Origin of the sequence: Streptomyces sp. 13-12-16 (assembly GCF_002114215.1) — a bacterium.
In the GTDB taxonomy this organism is placed as follows: Bacteria; Actinomycetota; Actinomycetes; order Streptomycetales; family Streptomycetaceae; genus Streptomyces.
The window spans coordinates 1-620 of the sequence record NZ_NCTE01001399.1; the positions used below are offsets into that span (position 1 = coordinate 1).

Genomic DNA, 620 nt, shown 5'->3' on the forward strand with positions numbered 1-620 from the left:
GGGCGGGTACCGGACGGGGCGGACCGGCTGGTGGAGGTGCTGGCGCCGCGCGCCGGCGCCGGTTAGGCGGTGCGGCTCCCGGGCACCCGGGCGTCCTTGCCCTCGCGGTCGTCGGAGGAGAGACGGTGTCCATCGGTCGGCTTCCTGATCACGAACAGCACATCCTCGACGAGATCGAGCGGGCGCTCGGCCGCGACCGTCGTCTGGCCCGGCGGCTGCGCACGCTCCGGGTCCGCCGGGGACCCGACGTGACGCGCCCGACGGCACGGATCGCGTCCTGGCGTCCGCGCGGCCGGACCGTGGCGTTCCTGCTCGCGGTGTCCGTCGCGCTGATGGTGACCGGCGTCGTCACCTCGGCGCCGTGGGCGATCTGGGCGTTCGCGGCGGTGTGGCCGCCCACGCTCTTCGCGGCGTTCCGGCTGCTGTGCCGGTGGTCCGGCGGCTGAGCGTTTGTCCTCCGGGGGCCGCGGGGACCCGGCGCGGCAGGAGGTGATGGTCGTGCCCGAACCCGGAAGCAAGAAGTACGACACCCGCCGGGCCCGGCTCCGCAAGGACGCCGAGGACTCCGGAGTCTCCGACCAGGACGCCAACACGGCCGCCAACGAGGAACTGCAGGAGGG

The 620-nt window shown here is 74.8% G+C and carries 1 protein-coding gene; it reads left to right on the top strand.

Annotated features, from left to right (window positions below; all coding sequences use genetic code 11):
* The first annotated feature begins 125 nt into the window (after positions 1 to 125).
* Positions 126 to 446 (top strand): DUF3040 domain-containing protein, encoded by a 321-nt coding sequence (locus B7767_RS41545; RefSeq protein WP_085576363.1) that lies wholly within the window; start codon positions 126 to 128, stop codon positions 444 to 446.
* Positions 447 to 620: the final 174 nt, after the last annotated feature.